The organism is Pseudomonas sp. L7 (assembly GCF_046605565.1).
Classification (GTDB): domain Bacteria; phylum Pseudomonadota; class Gammaproteobacteria; order Pseudomonadales; family Pseudomonadaceae; genus Aquipseudomonas; species Aquipseudomonas wayambapalatensis.
In genome coordinates this window covers 3,409,590-3,427,225 of record NZ_CP176784.1, presented here as the reverse complement: position 1 = coordinate 3,427,225, position 17,636 = coordinate 3,409,590, and the positions used below count along the sequence as shown (strand labels likewise).

Genomic DNA, 17,636 nt, shown 5'->3' with positions numbered 1-17,636 from the left:
GGCTAGCCTTGATTTTCCCACTGGGATGCTGGTTGAAGTAGGGAGACCAGGCACTACGGCGCGCACCATGCGTGTGAATCGCCCATTCTCCTCCCCGTTTGAAGCAGTTATCGAAGGAAAGGTAATGGTCGAACAGTACGTGCAGAGTCAGAACGGCTGAGCATGATTGACGCGCACAGCTTTCAGGCCGCTGTTTTGGGCCGAACCGCATTCAGGTGAAAGCCGTTTGCTGTCGCATCCGGCTCTCTCAGGTCCGCTAGATGGCATTACCAACCCTCGAGCCTCGAAGGCTCGGGGTTGGGCTGCGCTGAATGCCTTCTGCTACAAGCAGGTCAAACTAAGAAAGTCGTTCGACCAATGGCAGTGCATTTACCTGTGGTCGAGCGAAGAGAAATCCTTGCATCAAATCAATCCCCAATGCTGCCAATGCTTGGCACTCTGCATCTGTCTCGATCCCCTCGGCGATCAGCGTGATGCCCAGCCGTTCGGCTACCAGAACGATACCCGCGACGATGGCTTGCCGAACCGGATCCTGGCTTATTCTCCGCGTGAGTGCCATATCCAGCTTCAGCACGTCTGGCTGAAATTCTGCGAGGAGATTCAAGCCTGAGTAACCCGAGCCGAAGTCATCTATCGCAGTGGTGAAGCCCTGTCGGCCGTATTCCTTGAAGATTGCTTTCAAGTGCTCGGTATCGTCGATCCGCTCACCTTCGGTCACTTCGAACATGAGCTGATTGGCAGGGAAATCGAATGTCCGGGTGGCTTCCAGGGTAGCTCGGATACAGGTACTGGCACGGTAGACGGCGTTGGGCAGAAAGTTGATGCTCAATTTACAGTCCGCATGCCGTCCCAGTCCTAGTGCTGCCGCTTGCTCGATGGCCTTCACTCGGCAGGCCTGATCGAAACGGTACAGATTATCGGGCGACACCTTGGCCAGGATTTGCGCAGCGCTTTCACCGCTTGGACCGCGAACCAATGCCTCATAGGCAAACGGCCTACCTGAAGGAACGTGAATGATGGGCTGGAAGGCCATCGTAATGTCGAAACCCAGGCTCGCAAGGTCGCGACATTGGGAGCAGCCAATCGCTAGAAAGGGCTGGGGGAAAACGGGCTTGCTCATGGGTTATCGCCGAGGTGCGTGAGTACGATGTTGAGAATGTTTGAATCCACAGTAAGTTCCAATTTGCACCCACTCGCCCTGGCTCATGGGCAGTCTGCCGTGAGGCTCAGTCTGTAGACGCGTCCACCTGGCGTTAGGGCGAAATGTGTTCTAACGGCGTCGGACCTTCGGGAGTTTATTTGTGGGCTAGAAACCTGTTTCTTATACATGGTCGTCGCTGGCGTACAAGATTCAGGGCCGCCTGTCAGACTGCGACGGATTTTGACGCCTATTTTATGAATGTCGCCGGAGGCAGCGCTAATGTGGGTACGTCACCTACATAAACGCGTATGTCGAAGGAGGCCGACATGATTATCAGAGGAGAGGTGTTTTGGGGCTGGGCCGACCCGACCCTGCATCACCGCGATCACGTAGAGGCGCTGGATGACGGAACCGTGATCGATGTTCAGGCGAGGCTATCTCGAATAGGGGGCACGCAACTGTTCATCGGCGTTTACTCGTCTTCAGGCGCCAGGCTTCTTGAAGAGGCCTACGATGAACGTCCTGGAGAGTCGATGACCCGCGCTCTTGCATGGGGTGTGGGACGCGCCAGAAGGATTGCGATGGAGGGTGCGCCCAGGAAGATTGCAGCCAGGGCATGACCCTTGAGGTTAACCACGAAGCCCAGCTCCGTGCTGGGCTTTTTGCATCTGGCGACACTACGCCCCCCACAGTGCTCTCTCAAAGGGGGGAGACATGAAATACTGCGCGCATTGCTAGCCATGCCCGGCGTGGTTGGATGCTCTTCGCCGGATGCATTGAGCAAACCTGGCTAGGTCCGCTTTCCGAGCATCGACGATCCTTGCCTCACCGCAACCACTGGGCCTTGCCACCGATGTCCTGCATACCTCCCAACGCGATCTACGCCACGCGCTTCGAAGCGGTGCTCACCCATATCCAGGCCAATCTCGAAGGTGACCTGTCGGTGAATACCCTGAGCGAGATCGCGAACTTCTCGACCTTTCACTTCCATCGGCAGTTTACTGCGTACGTCGGCGTGCCCGTCGCGCGATACGTGCAGCTGATGCGACTGCGTCGGGCTGGGCAACGACTGGCGGGGGATGACAGCCATTCGGTACTGGACGCTGCGTTGGACGCCGGCTTCGAAAGCCCTGAGGCGTTCAGCCGTGCGTTTCGCCGGGCCTTTGGCATGTCGCCGAGCACCTTTCGCCAGGCGCCGAGCTGGCAGCTGTGGAATGCGGTATTTGCCATTCCTCATTTTTCCAGGAGTATCGTCATGCAAGTTCGGATCGTGGACTTTGTCGAGGTCAAGGTTGTAGCGCTGGAGCACCATGGTGCACCGGCATTGCTGGACCAGACGGTCGGGCGCTTCATCGATTGGCGCAAGCGCACGGGCCAGTCGCCGGTGGAGAGCAGTCGCACATTCGGCATCCCATACGGCAACCCCGACACCACGCCAGCGCAGGATTTTCGCTTTGCCATCTGTGGCGAGATCAATCAGCCGCTGGTGCCTAGTGACGAAGCGGTGCGAGAGCTCATCATCCCTGCCGGGCGTTGTGCGGTGGTGCGTCATGTCGGCTCGCCGCATGCCATTGGCGAGACTATCTATCCGGTCTATCGCGACTGGTTGCCGGGCAGTGGTGAGGAACTGCGCGACCATCCGCTGTTCTTCGAGTACCTGAGCGTCTATCCCCATACGCCGCTCGAGCAGTGGCAGACGGATATCTACATCCCCCTGCGCTGAGTGGCGCTGTTCAATAGGTAGCCGCAATCACCTGCGCCAGTTGCCGGTCGCTCATGAAAGGAGGGGCGGCGCTGGCGCGGTAATCCCGGCGCGCCTGCTCGAAGCGCACTCCGCGGATGGCGCCGTCCGAGCCGATGAAGGCGAGCGCATCGTCCTTGGCTGACTTCATCGAATCAGTGGCGTTCGAGGTGAGTGCCGTGGTGCCGGCCAGAACGATGGTCGGTGCCAGCGTGGTGATCATGAGCGCCGCCTCGAAAGGGTTGGCGTTTTCATTGGCTGCGGTCGTATGGCTGACGCTGGCCAGAAGGGCGATGCCAATGACGGTCCATGCGTTCATGTCTGCTGTTTCCGTTCTTTTACAGGTGCGGCGCTTCGAGTCCTCAGCGCTAATGCCTGCGCGTTACAGCAGCGCGCGACACTCGCTGTCGTGCTTCTGCCTGAATGGCCCGATGTCTTCCTGAGAGATTCGCCCCGGAATCTCTTTCGCCAGCACCACCATCTGCTGTGCAACGGCTTCCTGATTCTCTGGGTTGTAGCCTGCTTTTTCCAACAGTTGATAGAACGCGCGCGAGGCCTGCGGTCGGCTGATATCCGGCTGGTCGCCTGCCACCGACAGTATCTGGTAGTAGGCGGAGCATTCGATCAGCTTTTCATTGTCGGCATGGGCCTGAAGGGCGAAGGCGGCGGTGGAGCAAAGGGAAAGAAGCGGGAGAAGACGCATGAATCCATTCCGGCGGAGAGGGGCTGGGGCTGCGAACGTCGTGTTCGGCAGTATCGGTTCACGCTGATCGTACCCGAGATGCCTGGGAGGTGCACCTGATCCGCAGGAGTGTGGTGACGGTTTCATGAACCCTAAAAAGAAAACCCGCCACATGGGCGGGTTGAAGAACGTATCGAAGCCCGATCACTTTGCCCCGAAGAATGTCGGCATTTCGTGAAAGCCATGTCGTCAGACTGTTTCTGAATATGGCCGAGTTTGTGTCAGGCAAAAAAAGCCCGCCATGGCGGCGGGCAAGACGTTCTGAAGGGAGCAGCGCAAGATTAGGGCTTGCGGGGTTAAGCGAGTGTTAACCCTGTCCAATGGTTGACCGCGACATCCGATAAGCCTATACAGGCCCCCCAACACGGAGCTGCGCGATGCACGAAGAAGACGATCTCCCCGAACCTGAGCACGATCACTTGCTCGATCACGAATTTCTCTACGAGGACTTCGACCCTGAGGCCGATGCCCAGGGCGCCGAGGATGAGATCGAGGAAGACGAGGCGCTACAGGATGATCTCGACGATGACGAGCAAGACCATCCTGCCTGGCATGACCACCCTGACGACTGAGTCAGCGCCGGTCCAGTGAGAAGCGTCCGGCGCCTGTCACAGCCAATAGCAGCAGCCCGCCGATGATGCTCATGTTCTTGAAGAACTGGGTCATGTTGGCTGCGCGCGCAGGCTCGACCATGTTCCAGAACGGGTGACCGATCAGCGCTGTGCCGAGCACGAACAGGGCGAACAGCAACGCCAGCGGCCGTGTGTAGAAACCGAGTATCAGGAGGATGGCGACGAAGAACTCCATGATCACTGCGACCGCCGCCGCGACCGTGGGGGCAGGGGCGCCCAGGGAGGCGAGATAGCCCACGGTGCCTTCGAAGCCGGTCAGTTTGCTCCAGCCAGAGAGGACGAAGAGGATCATCAGGAGGATGCGCGCCAGAAGGATGATGGCATCGCGTTGACCGTCGAAGAGGGTGTAGCGCATGTCAGTGCTCCGGTGGACAGTGTCAGCATCCACTCTAGCAGCTGCGCAAGCCTTTGCTGCACGAACGAAAAAGGCGCCTGTTCAGGCGCCTTGGACGAGGAATATGGTGCGAGTGGTGGGACTCGAACCCACAAGGCTTGCGCCGACAGATTTTAAGTCTGCTGTGTATACCAATTCCACCACACTCGCACACTTGATCGGGTCACCGGGACCGGCACGCTTCAATGCTGAAGGGCAACACAATCAAGCGCGCTTTATAACCCATCGTTATAGGTGAGTCAACCGCACTGCCGGTTCAGGGGCGAATCAGCTGGGCAATTTCGCGCATGTCATCGGCGCTGTGGCGAAGGTCCTGCACCTGTTCGCCCATGGCGGTGGCATCGTCCTGATGCACCGAGTGGCGCAGAAAACGGGTATGGCCATCGAGTGCCTGGCACAGGTGATCGATCTGCCGGGCGGTGTGGCGTAGGTCGTCCTGCAGGCCCAGCAGACGGAAATTGATGGCCATATAGGTTCCATGACAAGTGGGGGGCTGGGGTACTATAGGGTAATCCCCGGCTTGCTGTCATTGCGCCATATATCCGACAGTGATGCCGTGCACTAAGCTCTTCTACAGTTCCTCTTGTCGTGCTCGTGGAGCCCGCATGGTTTCGACCGATCGTCCTGCCCCGCCGCTCATGACCGCCAATCGCTACGAACAGCTGGTGCAGGCGGTGGTGGATTACGCCATCTACATGCTCGATCCGACCGGCCACGTCGTGTCCTGGAACCCAGGGGCCGAGCGGATCAAGGGCTATTGTGCCGACGAGGTGATCGGTCGGCATTTCTCGTTGTTCTTCACGCCACAGGATTGCGCCGACGGCCGCCCGGCACGCCTGTTGCGCCAGGCGCTGGAACAGGGCGTGGCACAAGACGAAGGCTGGCGGGTGCGCAAGGACGGTACGCAATTCTGGGCTCTGGCGGCGCTGGACGTGGTGCGCGATGAGCATGGCGAAATCATTGGTCTGGCCAAGGTGACGCGCGATATCACGGATCGACGGGATTCGGCGTTGCAGCTCGACTCGATGCGGGTACAGCTGTTCCAGGCGCAGAAGCTCGAAGCACTGGGGCAACTGACCGGTGGTCTGGCCCATGACTTCAACAACCTGCTGACCATCATCCTCAGTTCGGCGCGCCTGGCGCGTGCCAGTGGCGATTCGCAGCGGATAGAGCGCCTGCTCGAGCATATCCTCGATGCCGGGGAACGTGGCGCGCAATTGACAGGCCAGCTGCTCAGCTTCGCTCGCCATCGGCAACTGGACATCAGCACAATCTCCCCTGAGGAGTTGGTTGCGTCCACCCGTAGCCTGGCGGAGCACGCCCTGCCTGATGGCATCGAGCTGAACGTGCGCGTGGCGCCGGAGTTGCCGGAAATCGAAGTGGATGCCGGACAGTTGCAGATGGTCCTGCTCAACTTGCTGTTCAATGCCCGTGATGCCATCAGCGGCAACGGGGCAATCGGCCTGGACGTGGCAGTCGTCGAACTGGCGGGTGAGGTGGAAGCGTTGCACGGGCGTTTCCTGCGTTTCGATGTGCAGGACAGCGGGCACGGGATCGATGCGCAGGTGCTGCCGCGGATATTCGAGCCTTTTTTCACCACCAAGGCCTTTGGTAAGGGAACCGGACTGGGGCTGAGTCAGGTCTATGGTTTTGCCAAGCAGAGCAATGGCGCGATCTGCGTTGCAAGTTCGGTCGGTGAGGGCACGTGCATGAGCCTTTACCTGCCGGTTTCATCGAATGTGCCTGAACCCTGAGACACGAGGTGCACAGTACGTCATGGTAGAAACACTCAAGCGACTGGCGACCGGTATCGAAGGTCTGGACGCGCTGCTCAAGGGCGGCCTGGTGGCAGGGGCTTCCTACATCGTCCAGGGGCCGCCCGGGGCGGGCAAGACCATCCTCGCCAACCAGTTGGCCTGCGGTCATGTGCGTGACGGTGGGCGGGTGCTGGTGGCGACGCTGCTCAGCGAATCGCATGAGCGTCTGTTCAAGTACCTCTCGACCCTGGAGTTCTTCGACCCGGCGCTGGTGGGTGACCAGATCCAGTTCGTCAGTGCCTTCGATACGCTGCAGGACGAAGGGCTGGAGGCTGTGGTGCGTCTGTTGCGCCAGGAGATCGCCAGGCAGCAGGCCAGCCTGTTGATCGTCGATGGCCTGCTCAATGCTCGGGCACGGGCCGAAACCAGTCTCGATACCAAGAAATTCGTCGCCGAACTGCAAGGGCACGCGGCCTTTGCCGGCTGCACGGTGCTGCTGCTGACCAGCGCCCGCCTCGATGAGGGCAGCCCAGAGCACACCATGGTCGATGGCGTCATCGAGTTGGGCGAACAGCTCGAGGGCAGCCGCGCCGTGCGTCACATACAGTTGCGCAAGACCCGAGGCAGCGGCGCGTTGTCTGGCGTTCATGAATGCCTGATCAACGAAGCGGGGCTGCAGGTCTATCCGCGCCTGGAGGCGTTGTACAGCCACCCGAGCAACCTGGGTTCTGACACCCTGGTGCGTATCACTACGGGTGTGAAAGCGTTGGACGAGATGCTTGATGGCGGCCTGGCCGAAGGGTCGGTGAGCCTGCTCATGGGGCCATCGGGAGCGGGCAAGTCATCCCTTGGGCTCGGCTTTCTTGCGGCGGCCACGCCTGAGGCGCCAGCGCTGCATTTTGGTTTCTACGAGCCGCCGGCGCGCCTGAGGTTGAAGGCGGCTTCGCTGGGCTACGATTTTGCCGAAATGGAACGCCAGGGTGCCTTGCGACTCAGTTGGCAGCCGACCACCGAGGGCCTTCTCGATCAGGTTGGGGCACGCTTGCTGGCGCAGGTGCAAGCCTTGGGGGCGCGGCGTGTAGTGATTGACAGCCTGGGCGCCTTCGGGCGACTCGCTTTCGATCAGGCGCGGCTCAATGGCTTCTTTCGGGCCCTGACCGGCGAGCTGCGGGCGCGGGGTGTCAGCGTGATGCTGACCTGGGAGATGCGCGACCTGTTCGGCTCGGAAATCACTTCACCGGCGCCGGACCTCTCGAGCATCGTCGACAACCTGTTCCTCATGCGTTTTGTCGAGCTGGACTCGCAGTTGCGGCGCGTGTTGTCGATTCTCAAGGTACGTGACAGCCACTATGATCCGGCACTCCACGAGCTGGCTATTGGCGCCGATGGCATTACCCTGCGCAATGCATTCGCGGGGGCCAGCGGTGTGCTGTCGGGAACGGCCGTACCCCAGGGGGACCGCTGACGGTACCGTGCAATGAACACCATCCTGATCGTCGATGACGAATACCTGATCGCCGACATCCTCGGATTCGCCCTGGAGGATGAGGGGTTTCTGGTAGAAAAGGCCAGCAACGGGCGCAAGGCGCTCGAGGCCCTGAGGGACAAGCGGGTGGACCTGGTGATCACCGACTACATGATGCCGGTGCTCAATGGCGAGGAGTTGGCGCGGGCGATCCGCGACGAACTGGAGCTGGTCGACCTGCCGGTCATTCTCATGAGTGGCGCGCAAGCCAGCCAAGGGCGCGACAGCCCGGGGTTGTTCGAGGCGGTGTTCGACAAGCCGTTCGACATGGACAGAATGATCGCCAAGGTACGCGAGCTGCTCCGTACCTGAAATGCAGGCGGTATCCCGCTGGGACGTGCCGGATTATCAAGCGCGTCCGTGCGGCTTGAGGCGAGGGTGGTCAGTGTTGGTCGTCGGCTTTCTCCGGGGCGGGGTTGCCGGCCTGAATGCGCTTGAAAATCTCTTCACGATGGACCTGGACATCCTTTGGCGCATCGATGCCGATCCTCACTTGCATCCCCTTGACGCCCAGAATGGTGACTTTGATGTCATCGTTGATGACGATGCTTTCGCCAACCTTGCGGGTGAGTATCAGCATTTAGTTCTCCTTGGTGATGTAGAAATCCGTTGGGCCATGTGCCGCAGCGGTGGGAGCCTGTCCCTCTTCCTTCTCATTAAAGACGCTTTCGGAAGATATTAATTCCTGAGCGGACAAAATCTGTTGGCGGTCTTCAGTTGCAGGTGCCGAAATCAACCGGGTCAGGTCAATCGGCGAAGGTGCTCGGTGGCAAGGATAGGGGGCTGGAGCGAATATGGGAAATTTCTCTGCTTTATGTTGTAAATAGCCCTGGTCAATGAAACTTCAGAGCGCTTCCAGTGCCTGCAGAAAACGTAGCAAGGCCACCTCTTCCTGTTCCAGGCCCTTGCGTGCCCGGGCTCGCGGAAGTTCGGCGAGACGGCCCAGGTGGAAGTGTTCGAGCAGCGCTGGATGGATGTAGCAGCGTCGGCACACCGCCGGCGTATTGCCAAGACGCGTGGCCACCTCGCGGACGATGGCCGCGACCTGGCGCCTGGCCTCGGCCTCCGGCTCCCAGGCCAGCGGGCGCAGCAGGCTCAGGGCCAAGGCGCTGCCGCCCCAGGTACGGTAGTCCTTGGCGGTGAAGTCGGCACCTGTCAGTTGCTGGAGGAACAGGTTGATGTCACTGGAGCCGATGCGATGGCGCTGGCCGTCCTCATCCAGGTACTGGAAGAGTTCCTGGCCAGGCAACTCCATGCAGCGCTTGAGCAGTTGCGCCAGGCGCCGGTCGCGCACGGTGATGCTGTGCTCGACGCCGCGTTTGCCGCGAAACTGGAAGCGAATGGTGCTGCCCCTGACCTCGACATGCCGGTTGTGCAGGGTGGTCAGTCCGTAGGACTGGTTGTCGCGCAGGTATTGACGGTTGCCGATGCGGATCAGGGTGTTGTCGAGCAGGCTGACCACCAGTGCCATGACCTTTTCCCGGTCCATCCCGGGGCGTGCCAGATGCTGGTCCAGGTGTTGGCGCAGCTTTGGCAACGCCTGCGCGAAGGCCAGCATGCGCCCGTACTTGTGCTCGTCGCGTAGCGTGCGCCACTCGGCGTGGTAGCGGTACTGCTTGCGCCCACGGGCGTCGCGACCGGTGGCTTGCAGGTGGCCCTGCGGGTCGAGGCAGATCCACACATCGGTGTAGGCGGGCGGGATGACCAGTGCGGCAATGCGTTCCAGCGTATTCGCGTCGCGCACCCGCGTGCCATCAGGGGTCAGGTAGATGAAGCGTCCGCGCCAAAGGCGTCGGCTCAGGCCAGGTTGGGTGTCGTCGACATAGTGCAGGGTGCGGGGCAGGGTGATCTCGGGCATGGCGCAGTCCATCGACCAGTTGTCTTATCGGTGGACAACGACAGCGCCTGAGTTGCTCAGGCCAACAGTGCCACCGACTTGATCTGCGCCCACAACGCCTGGCCTGGCTGCAGTCCGAGCTGGTCTGCCGAGTACCGGGTGATGCGCGCGAGCAAGGCGCTGCCGGCAGCGTCGAGGCTGACCAGCACGTGCGCCGGGTTGTCGGCCGGGCGGCATTCGCGCACGGTCACCGGCAAGCGGTTGAGGATGCTCGAGGTGCCGTCGTGGGTGAGGGTGAGGCTGACGTCGCGGGCCTGGACCTTGAGGCGCAGGGTGCTGCCGACATGCAGGGCGGGATGGGCGATGCGCAGCAGCGCACCGTCGCTGCCCGGCAGGCGCAGGTCGAACAGTTCGTAGTCGGGCTGGTGGCCGATCACCACACCTTCAAGCACCACGCCCGCTTCCTCGCTCTGCGCCAGCGAGAGGTCGAGGCGCGCAAGCGTCTGGCCGATCGGACCGCTGGCCATGACCTTGCCCTGCTCCAGCAGCACCAGGTGATCGGCCAGGCGTGCGACCTCGTCCTGGGAGTGGCTGACGTACACCACGGGGATGTCGAGTTCGTCGTGCAGGCGTTCGAGGTAGGGCAGAATCTCGCGCTTGCGCGGGCCGTCGAGGGCGGCCAGGGGCTCGTCCATCAGCAGCAGCCGGGGGCTGCTGAGCAGGGCGCGGGCGATGCCGACACGCTGCGCTTCGCCGCCGGAGAGAGTGATGGGCTTGCGTTCGAGCAGGTGCCCGATCCCCAGCAACTGGCAGGCTTGGTCCAGTCCGACCTTGCGTTCGCTGGCCGAGACCCGTCGCCAGCCGAATTCCAGGTTACCGCGCACCGAGAGGTGCGCAAACAGGCTGGACTCCTGGAACACATAGCCTACCGGGCGTCGATGCGGGGCGAGGAAGGAGCCATTAAGACTGTCTTCCCACACCTCGCCGTTGATCTCGATGTAGGCCTCGCTGGCGCGTTCCAGGCCGGCCAGGCAGCGCAGGCAGGAGGTCTTGCCTGAGCCCGAATGGCCGAACAGTGCGCTGATCCCGCGGCCCGGCAGGTCGAGGTCGACGTCCAGGGTGAAGTCGTCGCGTGCCAGTTTCAGGCGCGCGTGCATGCGTGAACTCATCTCAGCTCCAGCCAGCCTTGCCACGGCGGCCAGCATAGAGCATCAGCAGCACCAGGAAGGAGAACACCAGCATCGCACCGGCCAGCCAGTGCGCTTGCGAATAGGCCATGGCTTCGACGTGATCGAAGATCTGTACCGAAACCACGCGGGTCTTGTCGGGAATGTTGCCACCGATCATCAGCACTACACCGAACTCGCCGACGGTGTGGGCGAAGCCGAGGATGCTGGCAGTGATGAAGCCGGGCCGGGCCAGTGGCAGCACCACGTGGATGAAGGTATCCCAAGGGCTGGCCCGCAGCGTTGCGGCCACTTCCAGCGGGCGCTGGCCGATGGCGCTGAAGGCGTTCTGCAGTGGCTGGACCACGAAGGGCATCGAGTACACCACCGAGCCGATCACCAGCCCGGTAAAGCTGAACACCACGGTGCCCAGCCCCAGCGCCTGCGTGGCCTGACCAAGCCAGCCGTGGGGGCCGAGCGCGATCAGCAAGTAGAAACCGATCACTGTCGGTGGCAGCACCAGGGGCAGTGCCACGACTGCCCCGACGGGCCCGCGCAGCCATGAGCGGGTGCGGGCCAGCCACCAGGCAATGGGCGTGCCCACCACCAGCAGGATCAGTGTGGTCAGGCTGGCCAGTTTGACGGTCAGCCATATTGCCCCCAGGTCACTGGCGTCGAGTGGCATCAGATTTCATAGCCGTACGACTTGATCACCGCAGCGGCTTTCGGGCCCTTGAGGTACTCGACCAAGGCCTTGGCCGCCGGATTGTCCTTGCCCTTGTTGAGAATGACGGCGTCCTGGCGGATCGGCTCGTGCAGGCTGGACGGGACGATCCACGCGGAACCGTTCTCGACCTTGCCATCCTTGTAGATCTGCGACAGGGCGACGAAACCAAGCTCGGCGTTGCCGGTGGAGACGAACTGGAAGGCCTGGGTGATGTTCTGGCCTTCGACGATCTTGCCCTTGGTGGCGTCAGTCAGCTTGAGCTTGTCCAGCACCTGGGTGGCGGCCAGGCCATAGGGGGCGGCCTTGGGGTTGGCGATGGACAGGTGCTTGAAGTCGTTCTTCTTCAGTACTTCACCCTTGTCGTCGACATAACCGGGCTTGGCGGACCACAGGGCGAGGGTACCGATGGCGTAGGTGAAGCGCGAGCCTTCGACGATTTCCTTTTCCTGCTCAAGCTTGGCAGGCGTGCTGTCGTCGGCGGCGAGGAACACTTCGAACGGCGCGCCGTTCTTGATCTGTACGTAGAACTGTCCAGTGGCGCCAAAGGCTGCAACCAACTTGTGCCCGGTGTCTTTCTCGAAGTCCTTGGCGATCGCCTGGATCGGCGCGGTAAAGTTGGCCGCCACGGCGACCTGAACTTCATCGGCCCAGGCGCTGTTGAGTGAAATCAGGCTGGGCAGGGCGGTGGCGGCCAGGTGGGACAGGCGAATACGCATGAAGACGACTCCTCGGAGGCTTATCGTTATATTGCGAAATATATAGCGATAAGTCGTTCGCCGGGAAGAGGTGAAATCATGGCAGGGTGCTATCGACGCGCCAAGCCTGTTTCAACGATGCAGGCGTACAGGGCGGCGAGCGCGCCCTGAGCGGTGTAGCTGTTGGGTTACAGCGCCTTGCTGACCTGAATGTCGCTGATTTTCTCGGCGTCTTCGCCATGGATCTTGCGCAACGCCTCCAGGGCTTGCTCCTGAGAGGCATCGGGCATCACGGCAAAGTCCCAGCGGCGTTGGCCATCGAGCTTGTACTTGATCACGTATTTGAGGTTCTGGGTCATGGCAGGGCTTATCCGAGTTTCGACGACGAGCGACGGATGATCTTGATCTTGTGGGTGAAGCTTGGCTTGCGCGTCACCGAGATCGGGCGGGTGGTCACGGTATCGAGCGTGATGTTCCAGAAGCCGGTGCTGGGGACGGTGATCTTCGCCGGGAAGCGCTCGAACAGACCGCCGTGGTAGGTGTGGCGGCCGCCGTTCTTGAAACTGCGGAAGTTGGCGTCGTTCATCAGGCGGATGTTGCAGCGCTGAGAGCACTCGATAACGACGATGTCATCCTCGTTGAGGTGCTCGCGCTGGTGGACGAATTTCATGTGGGGCTCCGCGAGGTTGGAATTCTGCAAACGCCCAAGATACCACGATGTCAGGGTACACTGGCGGGCTGGACGGCCGGGCCAGGGAGAAATCTGCCAAAGCAGGGAGCAAAACCGCCCGGACGTTGTCGAACGATTTCTTTGATTGGCAGAGGTGCAACGGATGAAGTGGGTGATGGCGGCGGTGACGCTGGTACTGGGTGGTTGCGTCAGCGTCTCGGAACTGGAGCAGTCGCGAGAGACGCTGGACGTAATCTCCGGCAAGACGCCGCGTGCGTATGCCGATTGCGTCAAGCAGAAGCTGGCCGACAGCCGTGATCCGCTGGTGGAAGAGTCACGTGGTGAAGGTCTGCGTCTGATCGTGCCGCAGAAGCTCAGTGCCGGTGTCGGCCCGGCAGCCCTCGTCGATATCGACAAGCGTGGCAGCGGTAGCGCCATCAAGCTGCATGAACGGTTGAACAACTTCCCCCTGCGCCTGGGTGATGTGCGCAGCGCAGCCACCCAGTGCATCTCCGGTTCTTGATCCAGCGCAAGCAATACCTCGTTAGGCGGGCAATCAAGGCCTTGTGACTTGTAGGGACATTGTTCCGGTTTACCTATCCGGACTAGTATCCATTTCCTTATGTCTTTTAAGACTAAGCTTATAACAAGGAAATGGAGTGTCCCTGATGAACCCGATGAGTCGCGTCATGATCGGCAGCCTGCTGATCCTGGCCTGGCCCGCGGCGCATGCCGTCGATGGCCAGAAAATCTTCACCCAGGGCGGGCAGAATCCTGCCGCAATGGCCTGTCTTGGTTGCCACGGCCCGGACGGCAAGGGTATCGCCGCCGCCGGTTTTCCCCGCCTGTCCGGCTTGTCTGCCGGGTATCTGAGCAAGCAACTCGATGACTTTCGTTCGGGCAGCCGCAAGCAGCCGGTCATGGAGCCGCTGGCCAAGGCGCTGAGCGACGAGGAAATTCGTGCGGTCAGCGCTTGGCTGTCCACTCAGCCTTCCGACCCGGTTACGGGGGCGCGCCGTCAGCAAATAGCCAGCAATCCCACCGAGCGCCTGGCCTTGTATGGCGACTGGAATCGGGAGATTCCTGGTTGTGTGCAGTGTCATGGCCCAGGTGGTGCGGGAGTTGGCGAGCACTTTCCACCGCTGGCCGGACAGCCGGCGGCTTATCTGGTTGCACAGCTCAATGCCTGGCGCGACGGCAGCAGGCGCAATGACCCCAACCAACTGTTGGTCGGTGTGGCCAAGGCCATGACCGATGCCGAGGTGACGGCAATCGCCGACTACTTCGCCCACGCCGCCCACCAGGAGGTCGCGCCATGAAAGCCCTGATCGCAGTATTGTGGCTCAGCGCAGGCGTCACCCAGGCGGCGGAGATCGCCATGTCAGACCAGTCGCAGCTCAAGGTGCCCGGCAGCCAGGCCAAGCCGGTATTCGTGCCGCTCGCAGAAAGCGAGTTGCCGGACAACGCGTTCGGCCAGATGGTCCGCCAGGGGCATGCGTTGTTCGTCGATACCCGCCGCTTGATGCCTGAGGCTGTCGGCAATGGCATGAACTGCAGCAACTGCCACCTCGACCAGGGTCGCATGGCTCACTCCGCGCCGCTGTAGGGCGCTTATCCGATGTATCCCGCCTATCGCAAGAAAAACGACAAGGTCAACACTTACGCCGAACGTATCCAGGGCTGTTTCCAGTTCAGCATGAACGGCAAGCCGCCGGCCGCCGACAGCCCGCAGATGACCGCGCTCAGCGTCTATAGCTACTGGCTGGCGACCGGCACCCGCACGGGAGTGGAAACGCCCGGTCGTGGTTATCCGGAGGTGCCGCAACCCAAGGACGGCTATGACTTCAAGCGCGGCGAACAGGTGTACAGCGAGCAATGTGCGATCTGCCACGGTGGCAAGGGCGAGGGGCAGAAGGTCGCGGGTGAATACGTCATGCCGCCGTTGTGGGGACGTGATGCCTACAACTGGGGGGCCGGGATGCACCGGATCAACACCGCCGCGTCCTTCATCAAGCACAACATGCCGCTGGGCAAGCCGGGCAGCCTGAGTGACCAGCAGGCGTGGGACGTCGCGGCATGGATCAATCGCCATGAGCGCCCGCAGGATCCGCGTCTGGTGGAGGGCTCCATCGAGAAGACCCGGGTGAAGTTTCATGCCAACGACGGCGTCAACCTGTATGGGCAAAAGGTCGAGGGTGTATTGATCGGGCAGGGCACGGGCGGCTGAACACCGCGCACCTGTCATATTCCCGCCGTGCCGCTGTCACTGCCCTGCAATCGCCTGCAGGTTGCAATGTCGCATCTTCCTGAAGGAGTGCGGCCATGGAACTCTGTGTGATCGGGGCGGGGTATGTGGGGCTGGTCACGGCGGCCTGTTTTGCGCAAATGGGCAATCGCGTGGTCTGTCTGGAGCATGATCGCGCGCGCCTGGCCCAGTTGCGTCAGGGGCAGTGCCCGATCTACGAGCCCGGGCTTGCTACGCTCGTGCAGGAGGGCCTGCACAGTGGCCTGTTGAGTTTCACCGAGCACTGGGATCATGCGGTGGCGCGGGTCGATGTGGTGTTCATCGCCGTGGGCACGCCCAGCCATGAAGACGGCTCGGCGGACCTGCAGCACGTGCTGGCGGTGGCCGACAGCCTTGGGCGGCACCTGCTGCGCCCATGCCTGGTGGTGAACAAGTCGACCGTGCCGGTGGGAACGGCCGAACGGGTCGCGCGCCAGGTCAACAGTGGCCTGCGCGAGCGAGGGGCCAGTTTCACGGTGTCGGTGGCGAGCAATCCGGAGTTTCTCAAGGAGGGCAGCGCCGTCGAGGACTTCATGCGTCCCCAGCGCATCATCATCGGCACCGACAGTGATGCCGCCATTCAATGCTTGCAGCGCCTGTACGCGCCCTTTGTGCGTAATCGGGAGCGCGTGCTGGTCATGAGCCCGCGTGCCGCCGAATTCAGCAAGTATGCTGCCAACGCCTTCCTGGCCACCAAGATTTCCTTCGTCAACGAACTGGCGGGCCTGTGTGCCGAGCTGGATGTGGATATCGAGCAGGTACGTCGCGGGATCGGCAGCGACCGGCGCATCGGCAGCGATTTCATCTACGCGGGCTGCGGCTATGGCGGTTCATGCTTTCCAAAGGATGTGCGTGCGCTGATCCATACGGCCGAGCAGCACGGCTACCAGCCGGCGATCCTGCGTGCGGTCCAGGCGCGCAACGCGCAGCAGAAGACCTTGTTGTTCCAGGCGCTGCAGCAGTACTTCGGCAGCAGCTTGCGCGGGCGCAATGTGGCGTTGTGGGGCTTGGCGTTCAAGCCTGGCACCGATGACCTGCGCGAAGCACCCAGCCTGGTGCTGCTCGACGCCCTGCTGGCAGCCGGGGCACGGGTCCGGGCCTGTGACCCGGCCGCGCTGGCAGGGGCGGCGGCGGCTTATCCGCAGGCGCTGGCCAGTGGTCAATTGCAGTTGGGCGATGATCCCTATGCTTGCGTGGAGGGCGCGGATGCACTGGTTCTGGTGACCGAATGGAAGCAGTTCCGCCAGCCAGATTTTCGTCGGATCAGGGGCCTGATGCGTATGCCGGTACTGTTCGACGGGCGTAATATTTACGATCCGTCGGAACTATCTACACTGGGTTATCTCTATCATGGCATCGGTCGGCCACAGGTGGGGCATTGTAAGGTGACTGCCGCCTGATTAGACTGCGCCGAATACCACAGGCCCAGCCCTTGTTTAAGGATGTATATGATCAAAAAATGCTTGTTCCCGGCAGCCGGTTACGGCACCCGCTTCCTGCCCGCTACCAAAGCCATGCCCAAGGAAATGCTGCCGGTGGTGAACAAGCCACTGATCCAGTATGGCGTTGAAGAGGCCTTGGACGCCGGTCTGAACGAGATCTCCATCGTCACCGGGCGCGGCAAGCGCGCGCTGGAAGACCATTTCGACATCAGCTATGAGCTGGAAAATCAGATCAAGGGCACCGACAAGGAAAAATACCTGGTCGGTATCCGTCGTCTGCTCGACGAGTGCTCGTTCTCCTACACCCGCCAGACCGAAATGAAGGGCCTGGGCCACGCCATCCTCACCGGTCGTCCTCTGATCGGCGATGAGCCGTTCGCCGTGGTCCTGGCGGACGACCTGTGCGTCAACCCTGAAGGTGACGGTGTACTGACGCAGATGGTCAAGCTGTACAACCAGTTCCGCTGCTCGATCGTCGCCATCCAGGAAGTCGATCCGCAGGAAACCAACAAGTACGGCGTGATTGCTGGCGACATGATCCGCGACGACATCTTCCGCGTGACCAACATGGTCGAGAAGCCCAAGCCTGAAGATGCGCCATCGAACCTGGCGATCATTGGCCGCTACATCCTGACCCCGGATATCTTCGATATCATCGCCAACACCGAGCCGGGCAAGGGTGGGGAGATCCAGATCACCGACGCGCTGATGCAGCAGGCACAGAACGGCTGTGTCATCGCGTACAAGTTCAAGGGCAAGCGTTTCGACTGCGGCGGCGCCGAAGGCTATATCGACGCCACCAACTTCTGCTTCGAGAACTACTACAAGACTGGCAAGGCCTACTGAGTCCGAGCCTGCGCTGCAGCGCCATTTTCTTGTTGTC

General features: G+C 61.4%; 22 protein-coding genes, 1 tRNA gene and 1 pseudogene. 11 read left to right on the top strand and 13 right to left on the bottom strand.

Annotated elements, in window-relative coordinates:
* Nucleotides 1–337 precede the first annotated feature (337 nt).
* A complete protein-coding gene (locus ACK3BK_RS15630; RefSeq protein ID WP_411382791.1) occupies nucleotides 338–1,120 on the bottom strand; it encodes an EAL domain-containing protein in 783 nt (260 codons plus the stop codon).
* A 347-nt stretch (nucleotides 1,121–1,467) separates the two neighbouring features.
* Between ACK3BK_RS15630 and ACK3BK_RS15625 the strand changes: the two genes are divergently transcribed.
* Both ACK3BK_RS15625 and ACK3BK_RS15620 read left to right on the top strand, forming a co-directional pair.
* Nucleotides 1,468–1,761 carry a hypothetical protein gene (locus ACK3BK_RS15625; RefSeq protein WP_054892102.1) on the top strand — a complete coding sequence of 98 codons (294 nt, stop codon included), beginning with the start codon at nucleotides 1,468–1,470 and terminating at the stop codon, nucleotides 1,759–1,761.
* A gap of 233 nt (nucleotides 1,762–1,994) precedes the next feature.
* Nucleotides 1,995–2,864, top strand: coding sequence for a GyrI-like domain-containing protein (locus tag ACK3BK_RS15620; protein WP_411382790.1), 870 nt, complete (start codon nucleotides 1,995–1,997; stop codon nucleotides 2,862–2,864).
* Between the two features lie 10 nt (nucleotides 2,865–2,874).
* Here the strand turns inward: ACK3BK_RS15620 and ACK3BK_RS15615 are convergent, their stop codons facing one another.
* Nucleotides 2,875–3,201 (bottom strand): DUF2388 domain-containing protein, encoded by a 327-nt coding sequence (locus ACK3BK_RS15615; RefSeq protein WP_411382789.1) that lies wholly within the window; start codon nucleotides 3,199–3,201, stop codon nucleotides 2,875–2,877.
* 63 nt (nucleotides 3,202–3,264) lie between these two features.
* A complete protein-coding gene (locus ACK3BK_RS15610; RefSeq protein WP_411382788.1) occupies nucleotides 3,265–3,585 on the bottom strand; it encodes a hypothetical protein in 321 nt (106 codons plus the stop codon).
* Between the two features lie 416 nt (nucleotides 3,586–4,001).
* On the opposite strand from ACK3BK_RS15610, the gene ACK3BK_RS15605 reads away from it, so the two are divergent.
* Complete coding sequence (locus tag ACK3BK_RS15605) at nucleotides 4,002–4,196, top strand: hypothetical protein (RefSeq protein WP_054892098.1); 195 nt, start codon at nucleotides 4,002–4,004, stop codon at nucleotides 4,194–4,196.
* Nucleotide 4,197: 1 nt separating this feature from the next.
* On the opposite strand, the gene ACK3BK_RS15600 is transcribed toward ACK3BK_RS15605, so the two are convergent.
* From ACK3BK_RS15600 to ACK3BK_RS15590, 3 genes are all read right to left on the bottom strand, one after another.
* A complete protein-coding gene (locus tag ACK3BK_RS15600; RefSeq protein ID WP_411382787.1) occupies nucleotides 4,198–4,611 on the bottom strand; it encodes a DoxX family protein in 414 nt (137 codons plus the stop codon).
* Nucleotides 4,612–4,715: 104 nt separating this feature from the next.
* A tRNA-Leu gene (locus tag ACK3BK_RS15595) sits at nucleotides 4,716–4,800 on the bottom strand.
* A 106-nt stretch (nucleotides 4,801–4,906) separates the two neighbouring features.
* Entirely contained in the window at nucleotides 4,907–5,119 is a 213-nt protein-coding gene (locus ACK3BK_RS15590) for a hypothetical protein (RefSeq protein ID WP_054892096.1), read from the bottom strand.
* 136 nt (nucleotides 5,120–5,255) lie between these two features.
* Here ACK3BK_RS15590 and ACK3BK_RS15585 point away from each other — a divergent pair, with 136 nt between their 5' ends.
* Genes ACK3BK_RS15585 through ACK3BK_RS15575 form a run of 3 tightly spaced genes read left to right on the top strand, consistent with a single transcriptional unit; the run spans nucleotide 5,256 to nucleotide 8,244 of the window.
* A complete protein-coding gene (locus tag ACK3BK_RS15585) occupies nucleotides 5,256–6,404 on the top strand; it encodes a two-component system sensor histidine kinase NtrB (RefSeq protein WP_411382786.1) in 1,149 nt (382 codons plus the stop codon).
* A 22-nt stretch (nucleotides 6,405–6,426) separates the two neighbouring features.
* Nucleotides 6,427–7,872: an ATPase domain-containing protein gene (locus ACK3BK_RS15580; RefSeq protein WP_186669029.1), complete on the top strand. Its 1,446-nt coding sequence runs from the start codon at nucleotides 6,427–6,429 to the stop codon at nucleotides 7,870–7,872.
* Between the two features lie 12 nt (nucleotides 7,873–7,884).
* On the top strand, nucleotides 7,885–8,244 hold the full coding sequence (locus ACK3BK_RS15575; protein WP_411382785.1) for a response regulator: 360 nt from the start codon (nucleotides 7,885–7,887) through the stop codon (nucleotides 8,242–8,244).
* Between the two features lie 70 nt (nucleotides 8,245–8,314).
* Here ACK3BK_RS15575 and csrA read toward each other — a convergent pair whose 3' ends face one another.
* The 7 genes from csrA to ACK3BK_RS15540 form a co-directional block, all read right to left on the bottom strand.
* Nucleotides 8,315–8,512 (bottom strand): carbon storage regulator CsrA, encoded by a 198-nt coding sequence (gene csrA, locus ACK3BK_RS15570; protein WP_186669031.1) that lies wholly within the window; start codon nucleotides 8,510–8,512, stop codon nucleotides 8,315–8,317.
* A 264-nt stretch (nucleotides 8,513–8,776) separates the two neighbouring features.
* Nucleotides 8,777–9,790, bottom strand: coding sequence for a DNA topoisomerase IB (locus ACK3BK_RS15565; RefSeq protein WP_186669032.1), 1,014 nt, complete (start codon nucleotides 9,788–9,790; stop codon nucleotides 8,777–8,779).
* Nucleotides 9,791–9,846: 56 nt separating this feature from the next.
* Nucleotides 9,847–10,938, bottom strand: a complete 1,092-nt coding sequence (gene modC, locus ACK3BK_RS15560) for a molybdenum ABC transporter ATP-binding protein (protein WP_411382784.1) — start codon at nucleotides 10,936–10,938, stop codon at nucleotides 9,847–9,849.
* A 1-nt stretch (nucleotide 10,939) separates the two neighbouring features.
* Nucleotides 10,940–11,620 (bottom strand): molybdate ABC transporter permease subunit, encoded by a 681-nt coding sequence (gene modB, locus ACK3BK_RS15555; protein ID WP_063545336.1) that lies wholly within the window; start codon nucleotides 11,618–11,620, stop codon nucleotides 10,940–10,942.
* Nucleotides 11,620–12,378, bottom strand: coding sequence for a molybdate ABC transporter substrate-binding protein (modA, locus tag ACK3BK_RS15550; RefSeq protein WP_411382783.1), 759 nt, complete (start codon nucleotides 12,376–12,378; stop codon nucleotides 11,620–11,622). The genes modB and modA overlap by 1 nt, the downstream gene beginning before the upstream one ends.
* A 167-nt stretch (nucleotides 12,379–12,545) precedes the next feature.
* Nucleotides 12,546–12,716: a hypothetical protein gene (locus ACK3BK_RS15545; RefSeq protein ID WP_172964765.1), complete on the bottom strand. Its 171-nt coding sequence runs from the start codon at nucleotides 12,714–12,716 to the stop codon at nucleotides 12,546–12,548.
* A gap of 8 nt (nucleotides 12,717–12,724) precedes the next feature.
* Nucleotides 12,725–13,027, bottom strand: a complete 303-nt coding sequence (locus ACK3BK_RS15540) for a DUF1883 domain-containing protein (RefSeq protein WP_186669038.1) — start codon at nucleotides 13,025–13,027, stop codon at nucleotides 12,725–12,727.
* Nucleotides 13,028–13,190: 163 nt separating this feature from the next.
* Between ACK3BK_RS15540 and ACK3BK_RS15535 the strand changes: the two genes are divergently transcribed.
* The 5 genes and pseudogenes from ACK3BK_RS15535 (at nucleotide 13,191) to galU (ending at nucleotide 17,599) form a co-directional block, all read left to right on the top strand.
* A complete protein-coding gene (locus tag ACK3BK_RS15535) occupies nucleotides 13,191–13,550 on the top strand; it encodes a hypothetical protein (protein WP_411382782.1) in 360 nt (119 codons plus the stop codon).
* A gap of 145 nt (nucleotides 13,551–13,695) precedes the next feature.
* A complete protein-coding gene (locus ACK3BK_RS15530; protein WP_411382781.1) occupies nucleotides 13,696–14,346 on the top strand; it encodes a c-type cytochrome in 651 nt (216 codons plus the stop codon).
* Nucleotides 14,343–15,254: pseudogene (locus ACK3BK_RS15525) on the top strand (c-type cytochrome). Before ACK3BK_RS15530 ends, ACK3BK_RS15525 begins: the two are co-directional and overlap by 4 nt.
* A 95-nt stretch (nucleotides 15,255–15,349) precedes the next feature.
* Nucleotides 15,350–16,711: a UDP-glucose dehydrogenase family protein gene (locus tag ACK3BK_RS15520; protein ID WP_411382780.1), complete on the top strand. Its 1,362-nt coding sequence runs from the start codon at nucleotides 15,350–15,352 to the stop codon at nucleotides 16,709–16,711.
* 48 nt (nucleotides 16,712–16,759) lie between these two features.
* Nucleotides 16,760–17,599 carry a UTP--glucose-1-phosphate uridylyltransferase GalU gene (gene galU, locus ACK3BK_RS15515; RefSeq protein WP_013973181.1) on the top strand — a complete coding sequence of 280 codons (840 nt, stop codon included), beginning with the start codon at nucleotides 16,760–16,762 and terminating at the stop codon, nucleotides 17,597–17,599.
* Nucleotides 17,600–17,636 lie beyond the last annotated feature (37 nt).

Coding starts and splice junctions, on each gene's coding strand:
- ACK3BK_RS15540 (WP_186669038.1), bottom strand. CDS start 13,027: ATGAAATTCGTCCACCAGCGCGAGCACCTCAACGAGGATGACATCGTC.
- ACK3BK_RS15600 (WP_411382787.1), bottom strand. CDS start 4,611: ATGCGCTACACCCTCTTCGACGGTCAACGCGATGCCATCATCCTTCTG.
- ACK3BK_RS15520 (WP_411382780.1), top strand. CDS start 15,350: ATGGAACTCTGTGTGATCGGGGCGGGGTATGTGGGGCTGGTCACGGCG.
- ACK3BK_RS15615 (WP_411382789.1), bottom strand. CDS start 3,201: ATGAACGCATGGACCGTCATTGGCATCGCCCTTCTGGCCAGCGTCAGC.
- ACK3BK_RS15625 (WP_054892102.1), top strand. CDS start 1,468: ATGATTATCAGAGGAGAGGTGTTTTGGGGCTGGGCCGACCCGACCCTG.
- modC (WP_411382784.1), bottom strand. CDS start 10,938: ATGAGTTCACGCATGCACGCGCGCCTGAAACTGGCACGCGACGACTTC.
- ACK3BK_RS15605 (WP_054892098.1), top strand. CDS start 4,002: ATGCACGAAGAAGACGATCTCCCCGAACCTGAGCACGATCACTTGCTC.
- ACK3BK_RS15610 (WP_411382788.1), bottom strand. CDS start 3,585: ATGCGTCTTCTCCCGCTTCTTTCCCTTTGCTCCACCGCCGCCTTCGCC.
- ACK3BK_RS15620 (WP_411382790.1), top strand. CDS start 1,995: ATGTCCTGCATACCTCCCAACGCGATCTACGCCACGCGCTTCGAAGCG.
- csrA (WP_186669031.1), bottom strand. CDS start 8,512: ATGCTGATACTCACCCGCAAGGTTGGCGAAAGCATCGTCATCAACGAT.
- ACK3BK_RS15580 (WP_186669029.1), top strand. CDS start 6,427: ATGGTAGAAACACTCAAGCGACTGGCGACCGGTATCGAAGGTCTGGAC.
- ACK3BK_RS15585 (WP_411382786.1), top strand. CDS start 5,256: ATGGTTTCGACCGATCGTCCTGCCCCGCCGCTCATGACCGCCAATCGC.
- ACK3BK_RS15630 (WP_411382791.1), bottom strand. CDS start 1,120: ATGAGCAAGCCCGTTTTCCCCCAGCCCTTTCTAGCGATTGGCTGCTCC.
- modB (WP_063545336.1), bottom strand. CDS start 11,620: ATGCCACTCGACGCCAGTGACCTGGGGGCAATATGGCTGACCGTCAAA.
- ACK3BK_RS15545 (WP_172964765.1), bottom strand. CDS start 12,716: ATGACCCAGAACCTCAAATACGTGATCAAGTACAAGCTCGATGGCCAA.
- ACK3BK_RS15565 (WP_186669032.1), bottom strand. CDS start 9,790: ATGCCCGAGATCACCCTGCCCCGCACCCTGCACTATGTCGACGACACC.
- galU (WP_013973181.1), top strand. CDS start 16,760: ATGATCAAAAAATGCTTGTTCCCGGCAGCCGGTTACGGCACCCGCTTC.
- ACK3BK_RS15575 (WP_411382785.1), top strand. CDS start 7,885: ATGAACACCATCCTGATCGTCGATGACGAATACCTGATCGCCGACATC.
- ACK3BK_RS15535 (WP_411382782.1), top strand. CDS start 13,191: ATGAAGTGGGTGATGGCGGCGGTGACGCTGGTACTGGGTGGTTGCGTC.
- ACK3BK_RS15590 (WP_054892096.1), bottom strand. CDS start 5,119: ATGGCCATCAATTTCCGTCTGCTGGGCCTGCAGGACGACCTACGCCAC.
- modA (WP_411382783.1), bottom strand. CDS start 12,378: ATGCGTATTCGCCTGTCCCACCTGGCCGCCACCGCCCTGCCCAGCCTG.
- ACK3BK_RS15530 (WP_411382781.1), top strand. CDS start 13,696: ATGAACCCGATGAGTCGCGTCATGATCGGCAGCCTGCTGATCCTGGCC.